Here is a 22005-nt window from a genome sequence, read left to right as displayed (position 1 = left end):
CGGAAAGTGTCGCTTCAAATGCTGTCGCGCAGTCGGTACCAGGCTTTGCCGATGGCTTCCAGCGGCGCGGCCAGGTATTTGCCGCCGGGAAAACGGCCGTTGTTCAGGCCCTGGTACAGGGACAACTCGTCGGGCTGACCGAGTACCGCGTCGGACACCGCCCGCGCCGCGGCCAGTGTCGGCAGTACGCCATGCCCGGAGTACCCCTGCATCCAGTACAGATCGCCACGGCGGCCGATATCCGGCGTGCGCTTGAGGGTCAGGTCGATGTGGCCGCCCCAGGCGAACTCCAGATCGACACCGGTGAGTTGCGGGAACACCCGCTCCAGGAACGGCCGGGTCGCGGCGGCGATGTCCTTGGGCATGCCGCCCAGGTAAGTGCAACCACCGCCGAACAGCAGGCGGTTATCCGGGGTGCGGCGGAAATAATCGAGTACGAACTGGTTGTCGGTCACGCACACGTTGCTCGGCAGCAGCGCGGTGGCTTGCTCCGTCGTGAGCGGCGCGGTCGCGACCTGATACGTGCCGACCGGCAACACGCAACTGGCCAGTTGCGGGTCGAGTCGGTCGAGGTAAGCGTTGCACGCCAGCACCAGCACATCGGCGCGAATACGACCGCGCTCGGTGGTCACCACAAACCCGTCGCCCTCCTCGCCATAGCTCTGCGCCTTGCTCAGCTCGTGGATGCGCCCACCGGCCCGCTCGATTGCATCGGCAAGGCCCAGGGCCAGTTTCAGCGGATTCAGATGCCCGCCCTCGGGATCGAACAGGCCGGCCTGATAGCGCTCGCTGGCAACCCACTGGGGCAAATCGCTGCGCTCGATAAATTGCAGTTTGTCGTGGCCCCACTTGTGGCTGGCCTCGTGTTGCCATTCGGTCAGCAGGCCTACCCGACGGGGCATCACCGAGGTCCAGAGATGGCCGGCGCGGTAGTCGCAATCGAACTCATGACGGCCGGGCAAGTCACGTAGCTCCCGCGCGGCCCAGCGCATGCCGTCCCACAAGCGCCGCGCCCGTTCGTAACCCAGTGCCGCTTCCAGCGGTGGCATGTCGCACGACCAGCCGAGAATCGCCTGGCCGCCATTACGCCCGGACGCGGCCCAGGCCACCCGGCTGGCTTCGAGCAAGGTCACGCGCTTGCCGGCCAGCGCCAGGCGCAAAGCAGTATGCAATCCACTGAAACCAGCCCCGATGATCAGCACTTCGGTGTCTTGTTCACCTTCCAGTGCGGCTCGATCGACCAGGCGATCGGCGCAAGTATGGGCGTAGTAACTGGCGACATGCCGGGTGGATTGCTGAAACATACGACCTCGTGAAATTTTGTATTTTTAATTTCATGAAAAAATACACGGTAAATTTCACACAAGCAATCAACGCGTAAAAATCCCGCTCAGGCGAACCCGAGCGGGATGTTTTCATTCAGACGTGATGTTCGAATCAATCAGGCCACGGGAATCATTGGATCCGCCGACGCCGACGCCAGCGCCGAAGTGCGATCAGCCGCCGGTGGTTAGATCCACTGCCTGCTTTTTCTGGTGGGTAACGGCGGCGACTCGCGCGAAGCGAGCGTGCGCGACCTTGCCGATCTGCAAGGTGTCCCCCAGGACTATCTGGCGAAAATCTTCAGTGCCGCCCAGGCCAGCGAGCAAATCATCCCGACGACCAGCCTTTCAGACTGATCCACACAAAAAAACCGGATGCACGCCAGGCATCCGGTTTTTCTCAATTAAGTCGGAAAACGGTCGGTGAGCGATTTCACCTTCCTGCGCTTACAAACAGTCGCGCACGATTTTGCGCAGGTCGCCGGACTTGGCCCAAGGTGGCCCCTGATACAGCGAAACCCGGCTGCCGTCCTTGTACTTCACGATATCCACCACTTCGTCGGCCGTGATTACGCTGGGCGCGGTGATGCGGTATCCGTTGGATATCGAAACCTGTGTCGTATTCGATACTTCCTTTTGCCAGGCAGGCAGCACGCACGCCGCATACTCCTTTGGCGTTTTCTCGCTGTGCTTGCTGACATTCGGCTCGCCCGGTACCAGCGACGCCGGCAACGAGCATCCGCCCAGCAATGCCAGCACGACCCCCCCCATCAACATCCGCATGCTGTTTCCTTTCATTCGAAATAAGAAAATGTAGCTCGCCGTCGTCCCTACTGCCATCCCCAACGATTCAGCGACTGTCATTGATATCACTTCGCCCGGTTAGTTCCTTGCGTTCAGGTAATCTATCCATCTTTCGCAGGCTCCATACTGTCATTGCGTGACTTGCTCCCATTCTGACCCGCTGAGTTGATGGGCCGATACCAGTTTTTCCCCGACCAAAGGAAACCCCACCGATTCAGACAAACACAGCATCCGGTGCGGCAAACAGGTCTAAAATTTCGGAGTGAGGAGTTCAGGAGGTCATCATGTGGCTTAACGAATCGGAACAGGAACTTCGGCGCGATCTGCAAGGGCTTGCGTCAGATTTGCGCTGGTCGGCCGTGGAGCTTCTGCGAATAGAGCAGCAATTGCGCCTGCTCGGGAGCGAAGTCGACGCACAAGCCGTTCAAAGATTGTGTTCATTGTTTCAGGGCGATGAAGAAAAACTGTCCGGCTACGCCGAGGAAGTGAAAGCCAAGGTCATTAGCCGCAACAAGGCTCAATAGCGGGAGCGCTGCCATGAACAGGCCTCTATTTGCGTTGGTCGTCGCACTGACCGCGTTGGCAGGCTGCAGCAACAACTCGATCTACCAGGACCAGCCGCTGGTCGCGAAAGTCGACACCGGCATGACCCAGGAGCAAGTCCGGCAAATCGGCGGCCAGCCCCTGGCGGTCACCGACCGGACTGTCGAACCCGGCACGTGCTTTGACTACAAGCTGAGTCAATCCGGCCATCAACAAGCGTTCAATGTCAGCTTTGACGACCGTGGCATGGTCGACCACAAAAGTTTCATGACCTGCGCGGAGTGGAGCCACACGCAACAAAAGGCCCGGGAACCCTCCCGCCCCAGCGGAGGCGGCGGCTATTAGCGCGCTATTTGTAGGAGCCAGCTCGCTCGCGATGGACGTCAACGATGACGCGCACTGTCTGAATGAACGCGTTGTCCGGACGTTTATCGCGAGCGAGCTCGCTCCTACAGGAGGTCACTTTGTTTGATGGCTGCCTGCAGGCTTGCCGGCACGTGCCCTGTAGCCGGGCAGCGAAGCGGCAAATGCCAGTGCTTCTTCCCGACTGTCAAACGAGCCGAGCCGGTCGCCTCGCGTGCACACCCGCCAGGGGCCATTGTTCACGCAGAGTACGTCATAACCGTTCATGTGCATTTTGTTCAGCATCGAAACACTCATAGTCACCTCCTCCTGGGCAGTGATATCAGGTTGACTTGCGTACCTTACACCCACCCTTGTCCAAAATACCGACCAGACGTCGCCATGAAAATTCCCCATTCCGATTGCACTTGGCCCCTAGCCCTTGGCCAACGCCGTCGCTGCCCTGTCGATCAAACCCGCCACTTCGGCGGGCATTGACGCCAAGGACGCATGGCTGGCGTTCAAGGTCAGAATCTCCCGGGCGTTGAGCCGCGCGGCCATCCATTGCTGGTTCTGTGGCGCGATCATCCGGTCTGCGGTCGAAATCTGATACCACGATGGCTTGTTCTTCCAGGCCACCGTGCCAATGGCGTCATCGAAAGTGCTGGCCAGCGGCGCTTTCTGGGTGAGGCCCATGACCAACCCTTCGGTCGCCGGCAGATCCTGGCAGAAGCTTTCGTGATAGAGCTCTGGCTTGACCCACAGGTAACCGTCGCTGTCGGGAGCCAGGTTGGCCGCCGCCGCTGGCAAATGCCGTTGCGTGATGCCGCCGGGACTTTCGCCGGCGTCCGGGGCAAACGCGGCGATGTACACCAGCCCGACCACATTCGGCTGGTCGCCGGCTTCGGTGATCACCGCGCCGCCATAGGAGTGCCCCACCAGCAGCACCGGGCCGGGCACCTGGGCGACCATCTTGCGCGTGCGCTCGGCATCCTCGGCCAGTGAAGTCAGCGGCAACTCGACGGCACGAATGTGCGTGTCACCCCGGCTGAGCAATTTGACGATGACCTTGTTCCAATGGGCGGCCCCGCCCCAGAAACCATGGACCAGCACGATCGTGGGTTTGTCACTCATCACCCTGACTCCGTTTGCCGATGGGGTTGTTCGCCGCTCGCCTCAGCCCTGATCGCCACCGCCCACGGGCATGACCATGCCGGTGATATAGGACGCTTCGTCGCTGGCCAGAAACAGAATAGCCCCCGCCTGCTCATCCAGGGTGCCGTAGCGCTTCATCAAACTGCTGTCGAGGGTCTGGTCGACGATCTGCTGGTACCAGGATTTTTCCTGCTCACTCTGCTCGGCACCGTTGCGGGGTATGCGTCGTGGCGGTGCTTCGGTGCCGCCAGGCGCCGTGGCATTGACCCGCACGCCGCGACCGGCGGTTTCGAATGCCAGACAGGCGGTCAAGGCATTCACCCCGCCTTTTGCCGCGCCGTAGGGCACGCGGTTGAGGCTGCGGGTGGCGATGGAGGATACGTTGACGATCGCACCACTGCCCTGCTCCAGCATGAAGGGCAGCGCCGCATGGCAACACCACAAGGTCGGGAACAGCGAACGGCGAACCTCGGCCTCGATCTGCGACGCTTCATAGTGCTCGAACGGCTTGGCCCAGATCGTCCCGCCGACGTTATTGACCAGCACATCGAGGCGACCGAAGCGCTCGACGGCGGTGTGCATCACCCGACTGCACTCCTCGTATTGCTCAAGGTCGGCGGTCAGGGCCAAAACCTGGGTGGTCGACGCCAGCTGTTGCTGCACTTCGAACACCAGGTCGGAACGGTCCACCAGGATCAGCTTCGCCCCTTCTGCGGCCATGCGCTCGGCCACCCGCTGCCCGATGCCTTGGGCAGCGCCGGTGATCAGGGCGACTTTTTCGTGAAATCTGTTCATGTGTACCTCATCGGTCAATGACGATGTATCGGTCGAAACCCAATCCTGTGGGAGCGGGCTTGCTCGCGAAAGCGGACTGACAGACGACATAGATGCTGAATGTTCCGGCCCCTTCGCGGGCAAGCCCGCTCCCACAATGGATCTGTGTCGTGCATAGAATCTGCGGTCGCCCCTCATCAACTGTGGGAGCGGGCTTGCTCGCGAAAGCGGACTGACAGACGACATAGATGCTGAATGTTCCGGCCTCTTCGCGAGCAAGCCCGCTCCCACATTGGGTCTTTGCCGACACCGGGAGTTCGTGCGCGACTCAAGCCGCGCTGGCGGCGAATTTCTCGAAGTAGAAGTTGGCCGGCGCAATGCCTTGTTCGCGAATGAACTGGCTGACGGCCTCGACCATCGGCGGCGGGCCGCACAGGTAGACGTCGACATCGCCCGCGTTCAAATGCTTCGGCTCGATGTGCTGGGTCACGTAGCCCTTGAGCGGGTGCTGGCTCTCGGGGCTGGCGACGCAGGCGCTGAAGGTGAAGTTGGGAATGCGCGCGGCAAAGGCTTCGAGGCGGTCGATTTCCACCAGGTCGAAATCGTGGGTCACGCCGTAGATCAGATGCAGCGGGTGATCACTGCCCTGCTCGGCGATCTTCTCCAGCATCGCGGTGAACGGCGCCAGCCCCGTGCCACCGGCCAGCAGCAACAGCGGCCGACGGATGTCACGCAGATAGAAACTGCCCAAGGGACCGGCCAGGCTCATGCAGTCGCCGGCCTTGGCCATGCCGGTGAGAAAGCTGCTCATCAGGCCGCCGGGCACGTTGCGGATCAGGAAGCTGACCTCGCCGTCGCGCTGCAACGAGCTGAACGAGTAGGCACGGGTCTGCTCGCTGCCGGGTATCCCCAGGTTCACGTACTGCCCCGGCAGGAACGCCAGTTTGCTCAGGGCTTCGCCCTTGATCGACAGCGCGATGGTGCTGTCGGACAGTTGGCGCACGGCGCTGATGGTCGCGTCGTAGCTGGCCTGACGGGTGCGGCAGACTTGCGAGGACGTCGGTACGCGCACCACGCAATCGCTTTGGGCGCGCATCTGGCAGGTCAGGACAAAACCCTGCTCGGCCTCTTCAGGGCTGAGGGCGTCTTCGATGTATTCCTCACCCAGATCGTATTGACCGGCTTCGGCAAAACACTTGCAGGTTCCGCAAGCGCCGTCGCGGCAGTCCAGCGGGATGTTGATGCCTTGGCGGTACGCGGCATCGGCCACGGTTTCGCCAACGTTGGCGTCGATGAACCGGGTGACGCCGTCTTCAAAATTGAACGCAATGGAATGGGTCATGACGGCCGCCTCACAAGTGGTAAACATCGATGACCTGGCGAACGTAGTCGTTCTTCAGGATCACTTTCTTGGCCTTGATCAACGGGTTTTCACCGCGCACGTCGAGGGTGTAGAAACTGCTGCCGAAATAGCTGTCGACGGTCTTGTAGCGAAAGCTCAGGGTGTGCCAGTTGAAGCGCACCTTGCACAGTCCGTCGGCCTGTTCGAGCAGCTCGATGTTGCTGATGTTGTGGGAGGTGCGGGTGTCCGGCACGCTGGCGCTGGAGCGCTCGGTCTTGATCCGGAAGACGCGGTCTTCCAGGCCCGTGCGGTTGCCGTACCAGATCAGCGAGATTTCCCGCTGTGGGTCCTCGGTCAACTCGTCGTTGTCGTCCCAGGACGGCATCCAGTACGTCGCGTCGGGGGCGTACATCTCCAGCCATTCGTCCCACTGACGATCGTCGAGGTAGCGCGCTTCGCGGTAGAGGAAATCGCGCACCGCTTCATAGGAAATGGTCATTGCACGTCCTCCACGGCGATCAGCTTCGACTGCTCGGCCGCCAGGGCCTTGAGCATGGTCTGCTGCCAGTACTTGTGTTGCAGCACGAACAGGCCCTCGTCTTCGGTGCGCACGCCACTGAGCAGCGGATGCAGGTCAATCTCTTTGGCGGCCTCGTCGGCGCCTTCGATCCAGTGCTCGGCACCACGGGACATGTCGTTCCAGGTGGTGACGCTGCCCTGGTAGCTGGTCTGGCAGGAGCGGAACTCTTCCAGATCGTCGGGCGTTGCCATGCCGCTGACGTTGAAGAAATCCTCGTACTGGCGAATCCGGCTGGAACGGGCGTGGTCGCTCTCGCCCTTGGGGGCGATGCAGTAGATGGTGATTTCCGTACGGTTGACCGAGATCGGCCGGGCGATGCGGATCTGCGAGCTGAACTGGTCCATCAGGTACACGTTGGGGTACAGGCACAGGTTGCGCGAGTTCTCGATCATCCAGTCGGCGCGGGCCTTGCCGAAGTCCTGCGCCAGCTCATCGCGGCGCTCGTACAGCGGACGGTCCTCGGGGTTGGCCCAGCGGGTCCAGAGCAGCATGTGGCCCTTGTCGAAGGAATAGAAACCACCACCCTGCTTGGCCCAGCTGCCGGCGCTCATGGTCGGATTGCTGTCGCCGGCCTCGCGCTGCTTGCGCTGGTTCTGGGTGGCCGCGTAGTTCCAGTGCACGGAGCTGACGTGGTAGCCGTCGGCGCCGTTTTCCGCGGTGAGTTTCCAGTTGCCTTCGTAAATGTAGCTGGAGGAGCCGCGCAGCACTTCCAGGCCATCGGCGGACTGGTCGACGATCATGTCGATGATCTTCGCCGACTCACCCAGGTGCTCGACCAGTGGCAAAACATCGGCTTTCAGGCTGCCGAACAGAAAGCCGCGATAGGACTCGAAGCGCGCAACCCGGGTCAGGTCGTGGGAGCCTTCGCAGTTGAAACTCGACGGGTAGCCGGCGTTGGCCGGATCCTTGACCTTGAGCAGTTTGCCGGAGTTGTTGAAGGTCCAGCCGTGGAACGGGCAGGTGTAGGAGCTCTTGTTGCCGGACTTGTGCCGGCACAGGGTCGCACCACGGTGACTGCAGGCATTGATGAAGGCGTTGAGTACACCGTCCTTGTTGCGCGCGATGAAGATCGACTGGCGCCCCATGGTGGTGGTGTAGAAATCGTTGATGTTGGGGATCTGGCTTTCGTGGGCCAGGTACAGCCAGTTGCCCTCGAAGATGTGTTCCATCTCCAGATCGAACAACCGGGGGTCGGTGAACATCTCGCGTTTGCAGCGATAGAGGCCCTGCTCGGGATCGTCTTCAAGCAGGGAATGCACGTATTCGGGTCGCAGGGTCATGGCCGCCGCCTCCATTGTTATTGTTCAGGCAGGGGTCATGCTAGGACGGGGGGGCAGGCTGGAATATCCGCGGGGTGCAGACCTTTATCCGTTTTGTGCAGGGTGAATTGTCTGTAGCAGCTGCCGAGCCTGCGAGGCTGCGTTCGAGCGCGACGCGCTCGCCAACCGCAAAAACGCGGACTGTCTGAATTACAGCGTGAGCCCATTTACGACGGCTACGCCGCCGAACGCAGCCTCGCAGGCTCGGCAGCTGCTACGGTCAATGTCGGCGTTTGAGGGTGTCGGACGGCAACTCGCCGAACTGCTTGCGGTAGCTGTCGGAGAACCGGCCCAAGTGCAGGAAGCCGTAATCCATCGCCACTTCGGTGACGTTGCGCACGTTGCAGGTCGGGTCGCTCAGGCAGGCGTTGATGCGTTCCAGGCGTTTCTGGCGCAGGTAGTTTTTCGGCGTAAGACCGGCATTGCGTTCGAACAATCCGTACAACGAGCGCAGGCTCATGTGGGCCTGGCGCGCCAGCTCTTCGCTGTCGATGTCCTGCTTGAGGTTATTGGCGATGTAATCGGCAATCGCCTCGAATGTAGCCGTCTGCGAGCCGAGTTCGAGGCGGCAGACGTTGGTTTTCATCAGGCTGAGCATCTTGCTGACGATGATCTGCGTGTAATGCTCCTGCACCCTGGGGATCTGCTCGGTGGATTCGGCCTCCTGGCAGATCATCGCCAGCAGGTTGACGAAACCTTCCAGTTCATTGAGCTGGTAACGGTTTTCCAGAAACCTCACGCCCTGCCCCGGATAGCGCCAGCGCTGCTCATCGCAGACCGATTCAAACAAGCGGGTCGGGACTTTGAGGATGAATTTTTCGCAATCGGCGGAATACGTCAGGTCCACCGGATCGTCAGGATTGATCAGCAGCAATTCGCCGGGGGCGAAGTAATGTTCCTGGCCGTGTCCGCGCCACAGGCAATTGCCGCGCAGCAGCACTTGCAGGTGATAGATGCTGTCCAGCGCACCGGACGTCACCCGCACACTGGCGCCGTAGCTGATGCGGCACAGGTCGAGGCTGGCGAACTTGCGGTGGTCGAGACTGGCCAGTGGCCGTCCCGCACGGGGCATGAGGATGCAATGGTTGCCGACGTGCTGATTGACGTAGCCCGACACCGCGTAAGGGTCGGCGTGGTCGAACACCCGGCTGCGCTGACTCAATAGTTGCGCTTGCATCATCAGGTCACTCTCGTTGTTGTTATGGGTTGTATCGGGCCATTCTAGAACAGTGTGCCAGGCGCTTGAGATATTTCCGGACAGTTGACCGAAACCCCTGTGGGAGCGGGCTTGCTCGCGAAAGCGGAGTGTCCGTCAACGTTGATGCTGAGGCTGATTCCGCCTTCGCGAGCAAGCCCGCTCCCACAGGGTTGCGATGTCAGTCTTCCAGTGCGCGGACCCGCTCGTGGCGCTGTTGCTCCTCAGGCTGGGCAGACGACTGCAAGGTGAAGTCGAACTCGATTTCGGCAAAGCGACCGCTCACACCATGGGCCGCCGCACGCTGCTGATCGTCGCTGAAGGTGATCTTGGCAATCAGTTCGTCACGGGTGGCGTAGGCGAAATCGTCGTGCAGATACTTCTCGCCATCCAGGTTGATCTGGGTGGTCAGGTGGCGATGATCCGGTGCGGAAATGAAGAAGTGCACGTGGGCCGGGCGCTGGCCATGACGGCCCAGTTGATCGAGCAGTTGCTGGGTCGGACCGTCCGGTGGGCAGCCGTAGCCCGACGGCACGATGCTGCGGAAACGGTAGCGGCCTTCGGCGTCGGTAACGATACGGCGACGCAGGTTGAATTCCGATTGGGTAGGGTCGAAGTACGAGTAGGTGCCGCCGGTGTTGGCGTGCCAGACATCTACCACGGCGCCGGCCAGAGGTTCACCAGAGGTGTTGAACACGCGGCCTTGCATGAACAGGGTCACACCCGGATCGACGCCGTCGTCCAGACGCGCTTCGCCTTGCGACAGCGGCGCACCCGCCACGTACAGCGGGCCTTCGATGGTGCGCGGGGTGCCGCCGGACTTGCCGGCCTGCTCGTCTTCGGCGTCCATCAGCAGGTCGAGGTAGTGCTCCAGACCGAGACCGGCCACCACCAGCCCGGCTTCCTGGCGAGCGCCCAGCACGTTGAGGTAGTTGACGGCTTTCCAGAATTCTTCCGGAGTCACGGCCAAGTCTTCGATGATGTTCACCGAATCACGCAGGATGCGGTAGACCAGTGCCTTGGTCCGTGGGTTGCCGGCGTCATTGAGCAGGCCGCTGGCCTCTTCGAGAAATTTCTGGACTTCGGCAGTGTGGGAAATCTTGACGTTCATTCTGGGTTCCTCATCTTGTAATTATTAGCGTAGCGCGCTGAACAGGCTGGGCTCAGCGGTCATCGTCACGGATGGAAGAAGGATGCCGACACATCGCGTCGATTTCGATGGACATGTACGCAAACAGTGGCAATTGCATCAGCAGGTCATGCAGTTCCTGAACGCTGTCGACATCAAACACGCTGTAGTTGGCGTAGTGCCCGGCGATGCGCCACAGGTGGCGCCACTTGCCCTGCTCTTGCAGGCGCTGGGCCAGGGCTTTTTCGTCAGCCTTGAGTTTGGCTGCCGCTTCGGGATTCATGTCGACCGGCAGGTTCACGGTCATTTTTACGTGGAACAGCATAATGCTCTCCTCAGGCTCGATGAATGGCAGTGGATGTCTTGTCGCGGCGGAAAAACGCCAGGCGCTCTTCATCCAGGCTCAGGCCCAGACCCGGGGTATTCGGCACGTGCAGTTCAAAATCGCGATACACCAGCGGTTCGCTGAGAATGTCTTCGGTCAGCAATAGCGGGCCGAACAGCTCGGTGTCCCACGCCAGTTTGTTCAGGGTGACGAAGGCATGGGCCGAAGCCATGGTGCCCAGGCCACCTTCAAGCATGGTGCCGCCGTACAGGGCGATGCCGGCCGCCTCGGCGATGGAGGCGGTGCGCAATACAGCACGTGGGCCACCGTTCTTGGCGATCTTCAGGGCGAACACCGAAGCCGCGCCTTCGCGGGCCAGGTTGAACGCATCTTCCACGCATTCGATGGATTCGTCGGCCATGATCGGCGCCGGGCTCATGGCGTTCAGGCGGGCCATGCCGGCGCGGTTGTTGCGCGAGATTGGTTGCTCGATCAGGTCGATGCCGTTGGTGCCGAGGATCCGGCAGGCACGTATCGCCACTGCTTCGTCCCAGGCCTGGTTGACGTCGACCCGCACGCTGGCGCGGTCACCCAGGGCTTTCTTGATCGCAATCACGTGGGCCAGGTCGCGGTTGACCTCACCGGCGCCGATCTTCAGTTTGAAGATGCGGTGGCGACGCAGGTCGAGCATTTTTTCCGCTTCGGCGATGTCCTTCTCGGTGTCGCCGCTGGCCAGGGTCCAGGCCACGGGCAGCGCGTCGCGAACACGACCGCCGAGCAATTCGCTGACCGGCAGGCCAAGGCGTTTGCCCAGGGCATCGAGCAGTGCGGTTTCGATACCGGATTTGGCGAAGGTGTTGCCGCGAATGCTGCGCTCCAGGCGCAACATGGCAGCGTTGACGTTGTTGCTGTCCTGGCCGATCAATAGCGGGGCGAAGTGCGCGTCGATGTTGGTCTTGATGCTGTCCGGGCTTTCATTGCCGTAGGCCAGGCCACCGATGGTGGTGGATTCGCCGATGCCTTCGATGCCGTCGGCGCAACGCACGCGGATGATCACCAGGGTCTGGTTCTGCATGGTATGCATCGCCAGCTTGTGCGGGCGGATGGTCGGCAGATCGACGATGATCGTCTCGATCGACTCAATGGCTGTTGCAAGCATTTCGATACCCGTCAGGTTCTTGAAGTTCTGGAATCGATTCTCGTACGGCTTTTTTTACGATGCCAATATAGAATTGGTCTGACTTGATACCTTAAAGGTATGCAACTGATTGACAGGAGGCTCCATGGAACTGCGTCACCTGCGTTATTTCCAGGTATTGGCTCAAACCCTCAACTTCACCCGCGCGGCCGAGTTGCTGCACATCGCCCAACCGCCCTTGAGCCGGCAGATCCAGCAACTGGAGGATGAACTGGGGGTCATGCTGCTGGAGCGCGGCCGACCGCTGAAGCTGACCGACGCCGGGCGGTTTTTCCATGAGCACTCCACCGCCCTGCTCGAACAACTGAACAAGGTCTGCGACAACACCCGGCGTATCGGGCTGGGAGAGAAAACCTGGCTGGGTATCGGTTTTGCGCCATCGACCTTGTATGGCGTGCTGCCGGAACTGATCCGGCGGTTACGCAGCGGCGAGCCGCTGGAGCTGGAGCTGGGGCTGTCGGAAATGACCACCTTGCAGCAGGTGCAGGCGCTGAAGGCCGGACGAATCGACATCGGCTTCGGCCGCATCCGCATTGACGACCCCGCTATCGTCCAGACCGTGCTGACCGAAGACCGCCTGGTCGCCGCCCTGCCCGCCGGCCACCCGTTGCTCGCCGGTCCCATCAGTTTGCGGGAACTGGCGAAGGAACCCTTTGTGCTGTACCCCGGCAATCCACGACCGAGTTACGCCGACCATGTGATTGCCCTGTTCGAATCCTACGGCGTGAGCATCCACGTCGCGCAATGGACGAACGAACTGCAAACGGCGATCGGTCTGGTGGGGGCAGGAATCGGAGTCACGCTGGTACCGGCCTCGGTGCAATTGCTGCATCGCGATGACATCGGCTTCACCCCGCTGCTGGAGGACAACGCCACCTCGCCGATCATACTCAGCCGACGGGTGGGCGATGTGTCGCCGGGGTTGAACCATTGTTTGCGGATGATTGATGAGCTGCTGCCGCCGGCGATCTAAGGCAATAAATGCCTGTGGCGAGGGAGCTTGCTCCGCAGGGGCACGCAGTTGCCCATCTGCACGTTTTCTAATGGGTGTTTGCGCCCCAGATCCAGTTCCAGAACCCCGGCAACTCGACCGGCTGCGAATCGTCGCGCACGGTTCGCGACATGGCCGCCCGCCGCAGCGCCGACTGATCGTCGTAAAACGGCTTGTCGGCGGTTTTCACCCCGGTCTGCCGGGCGCTGTCGAGCAGAATCTGCAGGTACTCACGGGTATGCCGGGCGGTGTAGCGATTGAGATCGTGGAACGTCACCACCACCGGAATCACGCCATCGACCACCGGCAATTCGCCACGGGCAATGCGTTCGCGAACTTCGGACATCGAGCGCAGCATGTGCGAGCGGCGCCGGGGACTGGCGTTGAAGCCCCAGATCTTGCCGTCATTGGCGCTCAAGTCGGTGAGCAGCACGTGCAGGCCATGCTGCTGATAAGCGGCGAAGGTGCGTTTGTCGTAGTTCCAGAATGGCGGGCGCAACAGTGTTGGCGGGGCGCCGGCAATCGCGGCGATGTCGGCGCTGCCATCGGTGAGGGCCTGCTCCAACGCTGGCGGGTCAAGGGAGCGATGATTGGTGTGCCAGGGTGTCGCCGTGTGAAAGCCCAGGATATGACCTTCGGCATGTTCACGACGCATGATGTCCCGGCCCAATTCGCTGCCGCCGGCTCGCGGAGCGCGGGTTTGCACAAAGAACACGGCCTTGATGTCCGGTTGCAGCGGGTTTTGCGCCAGGCTCTCCAGTACCGTGACGGTCGGATTCCACCAGTTCGAGGCACTGGGACCGTCATCGAACGTCAGCAGAAAGCGGATGGGGGGTTGCGCCTGCAAACGCTGCTCGGTCTGCGGGGTCATTTCAATCGGTGCGGCGATACAGCCCGGCAGACCCACTGCCAGGGCGCACACCATTAAACATTTGAACAACTGTTTCATCTTTTGCCTTGGGCCAGACCATCACGGTCAATACTTCAACTGGCAAGGATCCTTCGCCCGTTCATCCGTCATCGGCCCGCATCGAAACGGCGGGCCGAGGTTGGATAAGGTACACAGAGTTTGGTTCCAGTGCTTGCCAAGCCCGTTTCGTTGCCACCAACTAAACTGAAAAAAATGCTCAACCAGAGTGTCAAGCCATGTGCGGACGACTGTCGCAATACCGCGGGATTCACGACTTCGTGGCGGTGCTGAGCATCCCCGACGCGCTGATCAACCACGTTGGCAACGAACCCCTGGCACACTACAACGCCGCGCCCACCACGCAACTCGCTCTGCTGCATCTGGAGAATGGGCGCCTGCACGCCGACGCGGTGCGCTGGGGTTGGCGTCCGCACTGGGCGACGGATCGCACGGAGCCGGTCAATGCCCGGGTCGAGAAAGTCGCCCACGGCCCGTACTTCCGGACAATCTGGCCCCATCGCGCAATCTGCCCGATTGATAACTGGTTCGAATGGGTCGATAGCGGCGACTCGACGAAGCAACCCTGGCTGATCCGTCGACGGGATCACGCCCCGGTTTTCTGCGCGGCCATCGGCCAGTACCCCATCGGCGGAGCCCCTCACCGGGAGCACGACGGCTTCGTGATCCTTACCGCCGACAGCGCAGGTGGGATGCTTGACGTGCATGACCGACGACCGGTGGTGTTCTCGCCCAAGCTGGCGCGGGAATGGCTGGACCCGGACACGCCCAAGGAACGAGCCGAGGAAATGGCGTTATCCCAGGGCGAGGTCAGTGACGTATTTGAGTGGTACAAGGTCGACAAGGCCGTTGGCAATGTCAGGAACCAGGGCGCTGCGCTAATCAATAAAGTTCCATAAACCTGTCAGTAACGACAAAGCCCCCGCTTAAAAGGCGTAATGCTGTTCACTTGAGAACGAACACTATATCCGTGGCGAGGGAGCCTGCTTGCGAAGAGGCCCTTACCGGCGCCTCATTACCCTTAGGCAATCACAATCCCCGCTCCCCACAAACTGTCCAGCCCCACTCCCACCAGCGTCACCGAATCATTGCCAAACGTCAGCACGGTATCCTGTCCCGCTGCCGTGGCGTGGTCCCGGAAGTCGTCGTTCGGCATCACGCCCTGCACCCCGAGAAACACCAGTTTGTCGTTCGCCTGATAGCCGAGTACCCGGTCGTGGCCAAACGCGCCGCTGAACAGGAAAGTATCGATCCCGCCACCCGATTCCAACAGGTCGTTGCCTGTCCCACCGACGAACACGTCGTTGCCTTTGCCGCCGATCAAATGATCATTGCCGTCGAGGCCGAACAACCAGTCGCCGGTTGCCTGCGCCTTCAAGGTGTCATTCCCCGCTCCGCCCTTCACCGATGACGCGTAGTCAGTCAACTGATTGCCCACCGTAAGCCCGTTGGCTGTGACGCTGTGGGTCACGTCATCCTTGAACATCCCCCACAGGAAGCCCGGTTCCTTGCTCACGATGCTGCCAATGTCGCGGGTCACGCTGATACCGCCATTGGCATCGCGAATGTACAGGTTGCCGGCGCCATCGTTGGCAAAATCGAAATTCTTCACTGACTGCTGCAAGTCGAGCACGTTGTAACCCTTGCCGCCCAACAGGATGTTGTAGCCACCGGCATCCCGGAAGGTGTCGTTGCCGTCGCGACCTTCCAGATAGTCGTTGCCCTTGCCGCCCCGGATCAGGTCATTGCCGTCACTGCCGATGATGAACGTGCTGCCCTTGTGGGTCTCAGCGTTGCGATTGAGATCCTGCACCCAGGTATTGGCCCGTGCCGGGTCCGAGAGGTTGGCCACGATGATGGTCGAGTCCTTGCTGGTGAGGTCGTAGAACTTTGACTCGATCACCCGGTTCATACCGTCGCCATAAGCGGTGGGCAAATGCGAAATCCAGGTCGGAATGTTAAGGATGGAAAACGGCAACAGATTCCAGGCGGTCGATGCGTAGTGGTCATTGAAGCTGACGATGTTGTTGGTGGCCGAGTTTTGATCGGCGTCGTGCACGCCGACCGATGACAGGTTGAACGCCGAGCCGTCGAGGGCGCGGAATACCGGGTCGTTTTCATAGCCGACGTTCAGTACTTTGTCGCTGCTGCTTTGAGTCGGTGAGGCGTAGGCGATGTAGTTTGAATCCTGGAAAAAACCGCCCCATTTATCGCGGCTCAAATCCGCCAGGCTGTTGACCGCCAGGCCGCCGAGGCTGTGGCCACTGACCAGCACATCCTGGCCGGACAGACCGTTGGCCCGCGCAAATGCGGCAACGTCCGCCAGCAACGTGCCGAATGCTTCACCCACGTAGTTTTTCGCGTAATCCTTCGGGCCCAGCGCCGCCAGCAGGTCATTGATCACGTCGCCGATGGAGTCGCTGATCTGGTTTTCCCGTGGACCGCTGGTACCGCGAAAGGCGACGCCGATTTCCGTGAGGTGCCCCTGGGCGTCGTATTTGCCGAGAATCTCCACCTGAGCACTGGTGTAGCCGGCCTTTTCGCCGAAGAAGGTTCCCCGGGCGTCGACTTTGCCGTCATAGCCCAACTGCGCAGCGGTGACAGGAGTCCAACCGGCTTTCTGCACGGCCTCGAGTGCGGCTTTTTCCGAATCGGGATTCCACGGAATGCCGGGGATCACGCCTTGGGAATCGGTGCCGCCGATCAACGCCGTCACCAGCGTCGCCGGCAGGCCAAGGCCGAATCCGTTGTGCTGATAACCGGTCGCAAAGCCGTTATCGAGGTTGTGATAGGAATACAGCGTGATTGCCATCGCGTCGGAAAACAGCGCTTTGGCATCCGTTGCGCCGAGGTTCTTGTAGTCGTACACACCCATGGGTATTGCCTCTCTCGTTGTTGGAATTGTCAGAGATCACTCACAGCCCGGGCTCCCGATCCCGGGTGCCGTAGCAGCTGGCGAAGCCTGCGTTCGGCTGCGTAGCAGTCGTAAAACCTGTGCATGCGATCTACTTGATGGACCGCAGTGCCTGAATTCACGACTGCTGCGCAGCCGAACGCCGGCTTCGCCAGCTGCTACGAAAAAGGTGGGGTTAGTGGGGCCTCGGGCCTTGTCCGAATGCCTCATCAACCCTGGCCAGATCCTGCTCATTCAGGGTTCCGGCGTAGTAGTGCAATTTCGTCCAGGCCATCAGGTAGTCGTAGCGGGCCTGGGCCAGGTCGCGGCGCGTGGTATAGAGCTGTTGTTCGGCATTCAGCGCATCGAGATTGACCCGTTCGCCACCCAGAATGCTTTGCCTGGTCGATACCACCAGTGCTTCGGCGGAGATCAGGGCTTTCTGATAGGCGTGCAATTTGCTCACGCCGGACAGGCAGGCGCTGAATTGCCGACGCAATTGGATCAGGGTTTCCCGGGTCTTGCCGTCCAGTTCGTACTCGGCCTGCTCCATCGCGCGACTGGCCTGACGGGTCGATGCCGAGACACCGCCGCCGGCATACAACGGCACGTTGATTTCGATGCCGATGGTGTTGGTGTCATAGCGCTGGTTGTAGGTGTTGCCGCTCTCCGACTCGTTCTGGCGCACCGTGGCGTAGGCACTGACCCTGGGCAAGTGCCCGGCACGGTTGCGTTCGACCTCATGACGTGCCACTTCCAGAGCCTGACGCTGGGAGGCCAGGTTCGGGTTGTTGGCCACCGCCAATTCGTGCCAGGTGTCGTAGTTGGCCGGTTGCAGGGTGAAACTCTGGAAGTGCTGATCCAGCGGCGCGAGATCGACGATGTCGACAGTTGGCACGCCGATCAGCGCCCCGAGTTCGCGCAGGGACGCATCCTGTTCGTTACGCGCCTCGATTTCCTCGGCGGTGGCCAGTTCGTAGCGCGATTCGGCTTCAAGAATGTCGGTGCGCGTGCCTTCGCCCTGACGGAACATCTGCTCGTTTTGCTGGAACTGCTGCTCGTAGGCTTTTTTCTTGGCCAGGGCAATGTCGATCTGGTCCTGGGCGAACAGCGCCTTGGTGTAGTTTTCCAGCACCCGCACCAGCAATTGCTGACTTTTGCCACGAAAGCTTTCATCGGCGAACAGCGCCTGCGCCACACCTTTGCGATAAGCCGCGTAGGCCTCGTAGTCGAGCAGCGGCTGTTGCAGGGTCAGGCTGGAACCGTAACTGCTGTAATTGCGGTCATCGCTCTGGTTTTGCCCTCGCTCGTTGAGGTAGGTGACCTTGGAGCTGTTGCGGCCCTTGTTGTAGTTGTAACCCAGTTTCGGCAGCAGCCCGGCGCGGCCGATGGCGCGGTTCTCAAGGCCGGCATCGCGCTCCTTGATGGCGCCGAGGAACACCGGGTCATTGCGCAACGCTTGTTCGTAGACATCGAACGGTCCCATGGCCGCTACCGCCGGGTTGCCCACGAGCAGCATCAACGCCGCCCCGAGCCTGGAAAGCTTATTCATACAACCGAACATCCTTATTCCTCGGTCAACGCGGAGCCTGCCCGGTCGAGCAGCGGTTTGAACAAATAGTTGAGGAGTGAGCGTTCACCGGTGCGCACGAACATTTCCGCCGGCATGCCGGGCTTGATCACCAGGCCATTGAGTTTTTCCATGGCCTGATCGCCGACGCTGCTGCGCAGCACGTAGTACGGTGCGCCGGTTTTCTCGTCGACCATCTGGTCGGCGGAGATCAGGCTGACTTCGCCCGGTACCCGCGGGGTGCGGCTCTGGTTGAACGCGGTGAACAGGATGTCCACCGGCAAATGCGCCCCGACCTTGTCGATCAGGTTGACCGGCAGGCGTCCCTCCACTTCCAGGCGCGTGTCCTGAGGCACGATCTCCAGCAGATTGTCGCCCTGGCGCACCACCGCGCCTACGGTGTGAACCCCCAGATTCACGGCAATGCCATCAGCCGTGGCGATGATTTCGCTGTGCTGCAAGTCGAACCCGGCGGAGGTCAGTTGCTCCTCCAGGGTCACGCTTTTGAGCTGCGCATCGGCCAGTTGCGTGCGGACTTCCTTCTGGTACTCCTCGATGTGCTGTTGCAGCTTCAGGCGCGATTCGATAATGCCCTGCTCTACCCGACCGCTTTCACCGAGGTTTTCTGCCAACAATTGCTGCACTTGCGACAGCTGCCGCTGGTACTCCATCAAACGGTTACGCGGGATGTAGCCGTTTTCCGCCAAAGGCGTCAGATTGCTCAGTTGTTGTTGCAGGGAGTCGGCCTGAGCGTTCAGGTCGGTGCGGGCACGGCGCATACCCGCCAGTTGCGCAGCGGCGCCTTCGATACTGGCACGCAAGGCCGACTGCTCGCGGGCGAAGGCATCGCGACGGCTGCTGAACAACTGGCGCTGGCCTTCGAGCACCAATGCCAGGCGCGGGTCGGGGTCGTTGCTCAACCCGGCGGGAAAATTCACCTGTTTCAGGTTGTCCCGCTCGCTTTGCCAACGCGCCAGACTGGCCCAGGCCATGCGGTACTGCGCTTGCAGTGATTGCACGTCCGCGGCCACCTGGGTCTGGTCGAGCCGGAACAACGGCTGCCCCTGTTTCACCGACTGCCCCTCGCGTACCAGAATCTGGCTGATCACGCCGCTGCTCATCGATTGCACGGCTTTGCGCTTGCCCGAAACCACCACCGTGCCTTGTACCGGAATGCCCTGATCGAGCGGTGCCAGGCTGGCCCAGATGAAGAAGCTGCCGGCGCCGACCAGGGCGAGCACCCAGCCCAGGCGGACGAAATAGCGGGCGTCGCGCTCGGGGCGCTCGGCGATGTCGACCTGTTCCATGCTGGCTTCATTGATGTTGCTCATACGCCCGAACTCCTTGTCGCAGGCTGATACTGCCGGCTCATGCTGAGCCCGCCCGACGGTAGCGCTGCCTTTTCCTGCTGGGCACCCGAGAGCGCCTTGAGCACCTCCTGACTCGCACCGAACGCCTGCAGGCGCCCGTCATTGAGCACCAGCAACTTGTCAGCCTGGGCCAGCGCGCAGGAGCGATGGGTCACCAGAATCACGCTGGTTCCCCGGGCTTTCATTTGTGCAATCGCGCTGGCCAGCGCCGCTTCGCCCACGGTATCGAGGTTGGAATTGGGCTCATCCAGCACCACCAGGCTCGGTTGGCCGTACAGTGCGCGGGCCAGGGCCACGCGCTGTTTCTGCCCGCCGGACAGACCGCTGCCATCCTCACCGAGCACGGTGTCGTAGCCCTGTGGCAGGCGCAGGATCAGCTCATGCACGCCGGCCTGCTGTGCGGCGGCCACGACTTTTTGTGGATCGGCTTCACGAAAACGCGCGATGTTTTGCGCGATGCTGCCGCTGAACAACTCGATGTCCTGCGGCAGATAACCGATGTAAGGCCCGAGGTCGTCGCGGTTCCAGCGATGGATATCCGCACCGTCGAGCCGCACCGTACCGCCCAGGGTCGGCCAGACGCCCACCAGTACCCGCGCCAGTGTGGATTTACCGGAACCCGAGGCACCGAGCACGCCCATCACCTCCCCGGCGGCCAGGCTGAAACTGACCAGGTGCAAGGTTGCAGCGCGTTGGCCCGGCGGTCCGGCGCTGACCTGCTCAAAAGTGATCTGGCCCTTCGGCGCTGGCAGCGCCATGGCGTCGTCACCCGGCGGGAAGGCTTGCAGCAAAGCATTCAGACGGCCATAAGCGAGTTTGGCGCCGCTCCACTGTTTCCACACGGCAATCAACTGGTCGATGGGGCTCAACACGCGGCCCATCAGGATCGAGCCGGCGATCATCATTCCGGCGGTCATGTCGCCCTTGATCACCAGCAGCGCGCCAAGGCCCAACACCAGCGATTGCAGGCACAGGCGCAGGGTTTTGCTCAAGGAGCTGATAACGGCGCCAGTGTCGCTGGCCTGGTTCTGCAGGCCGAGGTAACGCGAATGCACCTGGAACCACCGATTGCGCAACGCCCCCAGCATGCCCATGGCCTGAATGGTTTCGGCGTTGTGCAGGTGACTGGTGGCCAGTTGGCTGGATTTCTGGGAGAGCAGCGAGGCCTCGCCCAATGGTTTTTTGGTCATCGCCTCGTTGAGACACGCAAGTCCGATCAACAGGACCGCGCCTGCGGTGGCAAACACACCGAGCCAGACATTGAACAAATAAATCACGAACAGGTAAACCGGAAACCACGGCGCATCGAAGAATGCGAACAGCGCGGGGCCGGTGACAAACTGGCGAATATGCGTCAGGTCGCCCAGCGATTGTCCGGCGTTGCCTTCGCCCTGGAACAGATTGCGCTCGAACGCCGCCTGATAGACCCGAAGATTGAAGCGACGCTCCAACTGGCTGCCAATACGGATAACGATGAAACTGCGAACCGCCTCCAGCAAACCGATAAAGGCAAAGAAGCCGACAATCATCAACGACAACATGACCAGTGTCGTTTCATTTTGCGAAGACAAAACCCGGTCATAGACCTGCAGCATGTAGATAGAGGGCGCCAACATCAGAATGTTGATCAGCGCAGTGAAACAACCAACGCTGAGCAGAGTGCTCTTGTAGTCACCCAGCGTCTTGATTAACGGTGCGGTGGCCGGGTTCTTCGCCATCTTCATGGGCTCTTCCTGAAGTGTTATCCCTCGCCTGCCTGGCGAGGTCGTTACTTGCACGTTAATTGCAACTTTCCGACACCGGCAACGTGTTCCGGCTATTGAACTTTGCGCTTTAGGATAATGATCAGTCCGGACTTCGAAGTGCCTCGATACAACCCTTCTCCTTGCCGACTGAAGAACACGATCTTTGCGCCCTCCTTACCGGTAAGCGCGATTCCGTCCGGCTCCGTGAACCAACCGGTCGGTTGCTCGCTCAACCAGGCGCTCAGGCATTCGGCACCTTCCACGGTCTGGCTGGCGTTGAGTTCGATGGTGCAAACATCCAGCGGTTTGTCCTGCAGTGTCACCTGCCACTTTCCCGCGAGTTCCGACGGGTCCGCCAATTTCAGGCTGCGAGCCATGGCTACATCTCCAAAAAACATCATGAGCGTCGCTATCAGCCACGCGGTTGTCTTGCAGGTAAAAGCATTGCGAATCATAGGGCGCGTTACTCTTGGTCGCGGC

General features: G+C 61.0%; 22 protein-coding genes and 1 pseudogene. 5 read left to right on the top strand and 18 right to left on the bottom strand.

Annotated features, from left to right (window positions below; translation table 11 throughout):
* Window positions 1-14: 14 nt before the first annotated feature.
* A complete protein-coding gene (locus AC07W4_RS19020) occupies window positions 15-1304 on the bottom strand; it encodes an NAD(P)/FAD-dependent oxidoreductase (RefSeq protein ID WP_495033539.1) in 1290 nt (429 codons plus the stop codon).
* 210 nt (window positions 1305-1514) lie between these two features.
* Here AC07W4_RS19020 and AC07W4_RS19015 point away from each other — a divergent pair.
* Window positions 1515-1661, top strand: a pseudogene (locus AC07W4_RS19015) (RrF2 family transcriptional regulator); the annotation flags it as partial.
* Between the two features lie 108 nt (window positions 1662-1769).
* Here the strand turns inward: AC07W4_RS19015 and AC07W4_RS19010 are convergent.
* Complete coding sequence (locus tag AC07W4_RS19010; RefSeq protein WP_008053784.1) at window positions 1770-2105, bottom strand: hypothetical protein; 336 nt, start codon at window positions 2103-2105, stop codon at window positions 1770-1772.
* 305 nt (window positions 2106-2410) lie between these two features.
* On the opposite strand from AC07W4_RS19010, the gene AC07W4_RS19005 reads away from it, so the two are divergent.
* Together AC07W4_RS19005 and osmE are read left to right on the top strand one after the other, a co-directional pair.
* The gene (locus AC07W4_RS19005) at window positions 2411-2650 is read left to right on the top strand and encodes a hypothetical protein (protein ID WP_008053783.1); all 240 of its coding nucleotides are present in this window, start codon (window positions 2411-2413) and stop codon (window positions 2648-2650) included.
* A gap of 13 nt (window positions 2651-2663) precedes the next feature.
* Window positions 2664-3014: an osmotically-inducible lipoprotein OsmE gene (gene osmE, locus AC07W4_RS19000; protein ID WP_495033538.1), complete on the top strand. Its 351-nt coding sequence runs from the start codon at window positions 2664-2666 to the stop codon at window positions 3012-3014.
* Between the two features lie 114 nt (window positions 3015-3128).
* Here osmE and AC07W4_RS18995 read toward each other — a convergent pair whose 3' ends face one another.
* The 10 genes from AC07W4_RS18995 to AC07W4_RS18950 all read right to left on the bottom strand — a co-directional run bounded on the left by AC07W4_RS18995 (window position 3129) and on the right by AC07W4_RS18950 (window position 11989).
* The gene (locus AC07W4_RS18995) at window positions 3129-3329 is read right to left on the bottom strand and encodes an SPOR domain-containing protein (protein ID WP_495033537.1); all 201 of its coding nucleotides are present in this window, start codon (window positions 3327-3329) and stop codon (window positions 3129-3131) included.
* A gap of 117 nt (window positions 3330-3446) precedes the next feature.
* On the bottom strand, window positions 3447-4145 hold the full coding sequence (locus AC07W4_RS18990) for an alpha/beta hydrolase (RefSeq protein WP_495033536.1): 699 nt from the start codon (window positions 4143-4145) through the stop codon (window positions 3447-3449).
* Between the two features lie 42 nt (window positions 4146-4187).
* Complete coding sequence (locus tag AC07W4_RS18985; RefSeq protein ID WP_495033535.1) at window positions 4188-4961, bottom strand: 1,6-dihydroxycyclohexa-2,4-diene-1-carboxylate dehydrogenase; 774 nt, start codon at window positions 4959-4961, stop codon at window positions 4188-4190.
* A gap of 307 nt (window positions 4962-5268) precedes the next feature.
* Complete coding sequence (gene benC / locus AC07W4_RS18980) at window positions 5269-6282, bottom strand: benzoate 1,2-dioxygenase electron transfer component BenC (protein WP_495033534.1); 1014 nt, start codon at window positions 6280-6282, stop codon at window positions 5269-5271.
* A gap of 10 nt (window positions 6283-6292) precedes the next feature.
* Window positions 6293-6781 (bottom strand): benzoate 1,2-dioxygenase small subunit, encoded by a 489-nt coding sequence (gene benB, locus AC07W4_RS18975; protein WP_495033533.1) that lies wholly within the window; start codon window positions 6779-6781, stop codon window positions 6293-6295.
* Window positions 6778-8142, bottom strand: a complete 1365-nt coding sequence (benA, locus tag AC07W4_RS18970) for a benzoate 1,2-dioxygenase large subunit (RefSeq protein WP_008053774.1) — start codon at window positions 8140-8142, stop codon at window positions 6778-6780. The genes benB and benA overlap by 4 nt, the downstream gene beginning before the upstream one ends.
* A gap of 259 nt (window positions 8143-8401) precedes the next feature.
* On the bottom strand, window positions 8402-9361 hold the full coding sequence (locus AC07W4_RS18965) for an AraC family transcriptional regulator (RefSeq protein WP_495033532.1): 960 nt from the start codon (window positions 9359-9361) through the stop codon (window positions 8402-8404).
* Between the two features lie 196 nt (window positions 9362-9557).
* Complete coding sequence (gene catA / locus AC07W4_RS18960) at window positions 9558-10487, bottom strand: catechol 1,2-dioxygenase (RefSeq protein WP_495033531.1); 930 nt, start codon at window positions 10485-10487, stop codon at window positions 9558-9560.
* Window positions 10488-10539: 52 nt separating this feature from the next.
* Window positions 10540-10830 carry a muconolactone Delta-isomerase gene (gene catC, locus AC07W4_RS18955; RefSeq protein ID WP_495033530.1) on the bottom strand — a complete coding sequence of 97 codons (291 nt, stop codon included), beginning with the start codon at window positions 10828-10830 and terminating at the stop codon, window positions 10540-10542.
* Window positions 10831-10840: 10 nt separating this feature from the next.
* Window positions 10841-11989 (bottom strand): muconate cycloisomerase family protein, encoded by a 1149-nt coding sequence (locus AC07W4_RS18950; protein ID WP_008053770.1) that lies wholly within the window; start codon window positions 11987-11989, stop codon window positions 10841-10843.
* Between the two features lie 124 nt (window positions 11990-12113).
* Between AC07W4_RS18950 and AC07W4_RS18945 the strand changes: the two genes are divergently transcribed.
* The gene (locus tag AC07W4_RS18945) at window positions 12114-13001 is read left to right on the top strand and encodes a LysR family transcriptional regulator (protein WP_495033529.1); all 888 of its coding nucleotides are present in this window, start codon (window positions 12114-12116) and stop codon (window positions 12999-13001) included.
* A gap of 67 nt (window positions 13002-13068) precedes the next feature.
* Here AC07W4_RS18945 and AC07W4_RS18940 read toward each other — a convergent pair whose 3' ends face one another.
* Entirely contained in the window at window positions 13069-13968 is a 900-nt protein-coding gene (locus tag AC07W4_RS18940) for a polysaccharide deacetylase family protein (protein ID WP_495033528.1), read from the bottom strand.
* A 197-nt stretch (window positions 13969-14165) separates the two neighbouring features.
* Between AC07W4_RS18940 and AC07W4_RS18935 the strand changes: the two genes are divergently transcribed.
* Window positions 14166-14846 (top strand): SOS response-associated peptidase family protein, encoded by a 681-nt coding sequence (locus tag AC07W4_RS18935; RefSeq protein ID WP_495033527.1) that lies wholly within the window; start codon window positions 14166-14168, stop codon window positions 14844-14846.
* A gap of 122 nt (window positions 14847-14968) precedes the next feature.
* Here the strand turns inward: AC07W4_RS18935 and AC07W4_RS18930 are convergent, their stop codons facing one another.
* The 5 genes from AC07W4_RS18930 to AC07W4_RS18910 form a co-directional block, all read right to left on the bottom strand.
* Complete coding sequence (locus AC07W4_RS18930) at window positions 14969-16822, bottom strand: polyurethane esterase (RefSeq protein WP_495033526.1); 1854 nt, start codon at window positions 16820-16822, stop codon at window positions 14969-14971.
* Window positions 16823-17036: 214 nt separating this feature from the next.
* Entirely contained in the window at window positions 17037-18404 is a 1368-nt protein-coding gene (locus AC07W4_RS18925; RefSeq protein ID WP_008053765.1) for a TolC family outer membrane protein, read from the bottom strand.
* A gap of 2 nt (window positions 18405-18406) precedes the next feature.
* A complete protein-coding gene (locus AC07W4_RS18920; RefSeq protein WP_495033525.1) occupies window positions 18407-19741 on the bottom strand; it encodes an HlyD family type I secretion periplasmic adaptor subunit in 1335 nt (444 codons plus the stop codon).
* Entirely contained in the window at window positions 19738-21504 is a 1767-nt protein-coding gene (locus AC07W4_RS18915; protein ID WP_495033524.1) for a type I secretion system permease/ATPase, read from the bottom strand. Before AC07W4_RS18915 ends, AC07W4_RS18920 begins: the two co-directional genes overlap by 4 nt.
* Before the next feature lie 92 nt (window positions 21505-21596).
* Window positions 21597-21980 carry an AprI/Inh family metalloprotease inhibitor gene (locus AC07W4_RS18910; protein WP_495033523.1) on the bottom strand — a complete coding sequence of 128 codons (384 nt, stop codon included), beginning with the start codon at window positions 21978-21980 and terminating at the stop codon, window positions 21597-21599.
* Window positions 21981-22005 lie beyond the last annotated feature (25 nt).

The organism is Pseudomonas sp. GW821-FHT02A08, assembly GCF_059422045.1.
This window is presented reverse-complemented; position numbering and strand designations above follow the sequence as displayed.

Excerpts from the sequence above, each read along its gene's own strand:
- AC07W4_RS19020 (WP_495033539.1), bottom strand. The coding sequence starts at position 1,304 with ATGTTTCAGCAATCCACCCGGCATGTCGCCAGTTACTACGCCCATACT.
- AC07W4_RS19010 (WP_008053784.1), bottom strand. The coding sequence starts at position 2,105 with ATGCGGATGTTGATGGGGGGGGTCGTGCTGGCATTGCTGGGCGGATGC.
- AC07W4_RS19005 (WP_008053783.1), top strand. The coding sequence starts at position 2,411 with ATGTGGCTTAACGAATCGGAACAGGAACTTCGGCGCGATCTGCAAGGG.
- osmE (WP_495033538.1), top strand. The coding sequence starts at position 2,664 with ATGAACAGGCCTCTATTTGCGTTGGTCGTCGCACTGACCGCGTTGGCA.
- AC07W4_RS18995 (WP_495033537.1), bottom strand. The coding sequence starts at position 3,329 with ATGAGTGTTTCGATGCTGAACAAAATGCACATGAACGGTTATGACGTA.
- AC07W4_RS18990 (WP_495033536.1), bottom strand. The coding sequence starts at position 4,145 with ATGAGTGACAAACCCACGATCGTGCTGGTCCATGGTTTCTGGGGCGGG.
- AC07W4_RS18985 (WP_495033535.1), bottom strand. The coding sequence starts at position 4,961 with ATGAACAGATTTCACGAAAAAGTCGCCCTGATCACCGGCGCTGCCCAA.
- benC (WP_495033534.1), bottom strand. The coding sequence starts at position 6,282 with ATGACCCATTCCATTGCGTTCAATTTTGAAGACGGCGTCACCCGGTTC.
- benB (WP_495033533.1), bottom strand. The coding sequence starts at position 6,781 with ATGACCATTTCCTATGAAGCGGTGCGCGATTTCCTCTACCGCGAAGCG.
- benA (WP_008053774.1), bottom strand. The coding sequence starts at position 8,142 with ATGACCCTGCGACCCGAATACGTGCATTCCCTGCTTGAAGACGATCCC.
- AC07W4_RS18965 (WP_495033532.1), bottom strand. The coding sequence starts at position 9,361 with ATGATGCAAGCGCAACTATTGAGTCAGCGCAGCCGGGTGTTCGACCAC.
- catA (WP_495033531.1), bottom strand. The coding sequence starts at position 10,487 with ATGAACGTCAAGATTTCCCACACTGCCGAAGTCCAGAAATTTCTCGAA.
- catC (WP_495033530.1), bottom strand. The coding sequence starts at position 10,830 with ATGCTGTTCCACGTAAAAATGACCGTGAACCTGCCGGTCGACATGAAT.
- AC07W4_RS18950 (WP_008053770.1), bottom strand. The coding sequence starts at position 11,989 with ATGCTTGCAACAGCCATTGAGTCGATCGAGACGATCATCGTCGATCTG.
- AC07W4_RS18945 (WP_495033529.1), top strand. The coding sequence starts at position 12,114 with ATGGAACTGCGTCACCTGCGTTATTTCCAGGTATTGGCTCAAACCCTC.
- AC07W4_RS18940 (WP_495033528.1), bottom strand. The coding sequence starts at position 13,968 with ATGAAACAGTTGTTCAAATGTTTAATGGTGTGCGCCCTGGCAGTGGGT.
- AC07W4_RS18935 (WP_495033527.1), top strand. The coding sequence starts at position 14,166 with ATGTGCGGACGACTGTCGCAATACCGCGGGATTCACGACTTCGTGGCG.
- AC07W4_RS18930 (WP_495033526.1), bottom strand. The coding sequence starts at position 16,822 with ATGGGTGTGTACGACTACAAGAACCTCGGCGCAACGGATGCCAAAGCG.
- AC07W4_RS18925 (WP_008053765.1), bottom strand. The coding sequence starts at position 18,404 with ATGTTCGGTTGTATGAATAAGCTTTCCAGGCTCGGGGCGGCGTTGATG.
- AC07W4_RS18920 (WP_495033525.1), bottom strand. The coding sequence starts at position 19,741 with ATGAGCAACATCAATGAAGCCAGCATGGAACAGGTCGACATCGCCGAG.
- AC07W4_RS18915 (WP_495033524.1), bottom strand. The coding sequence starts at position 21,504 with ATGAAGATGGCGAAGAACCCGGCCACCGCACCGTTAATCAAGACGCTG.
- AC07W4_RS18910 (WP_495033523.1), bottom strand. The coding sequence starts at position 21,980 with ATGATTCGCAATGCTTTTACCTGCAAGACAACCGCGTGGCTGATAGCG.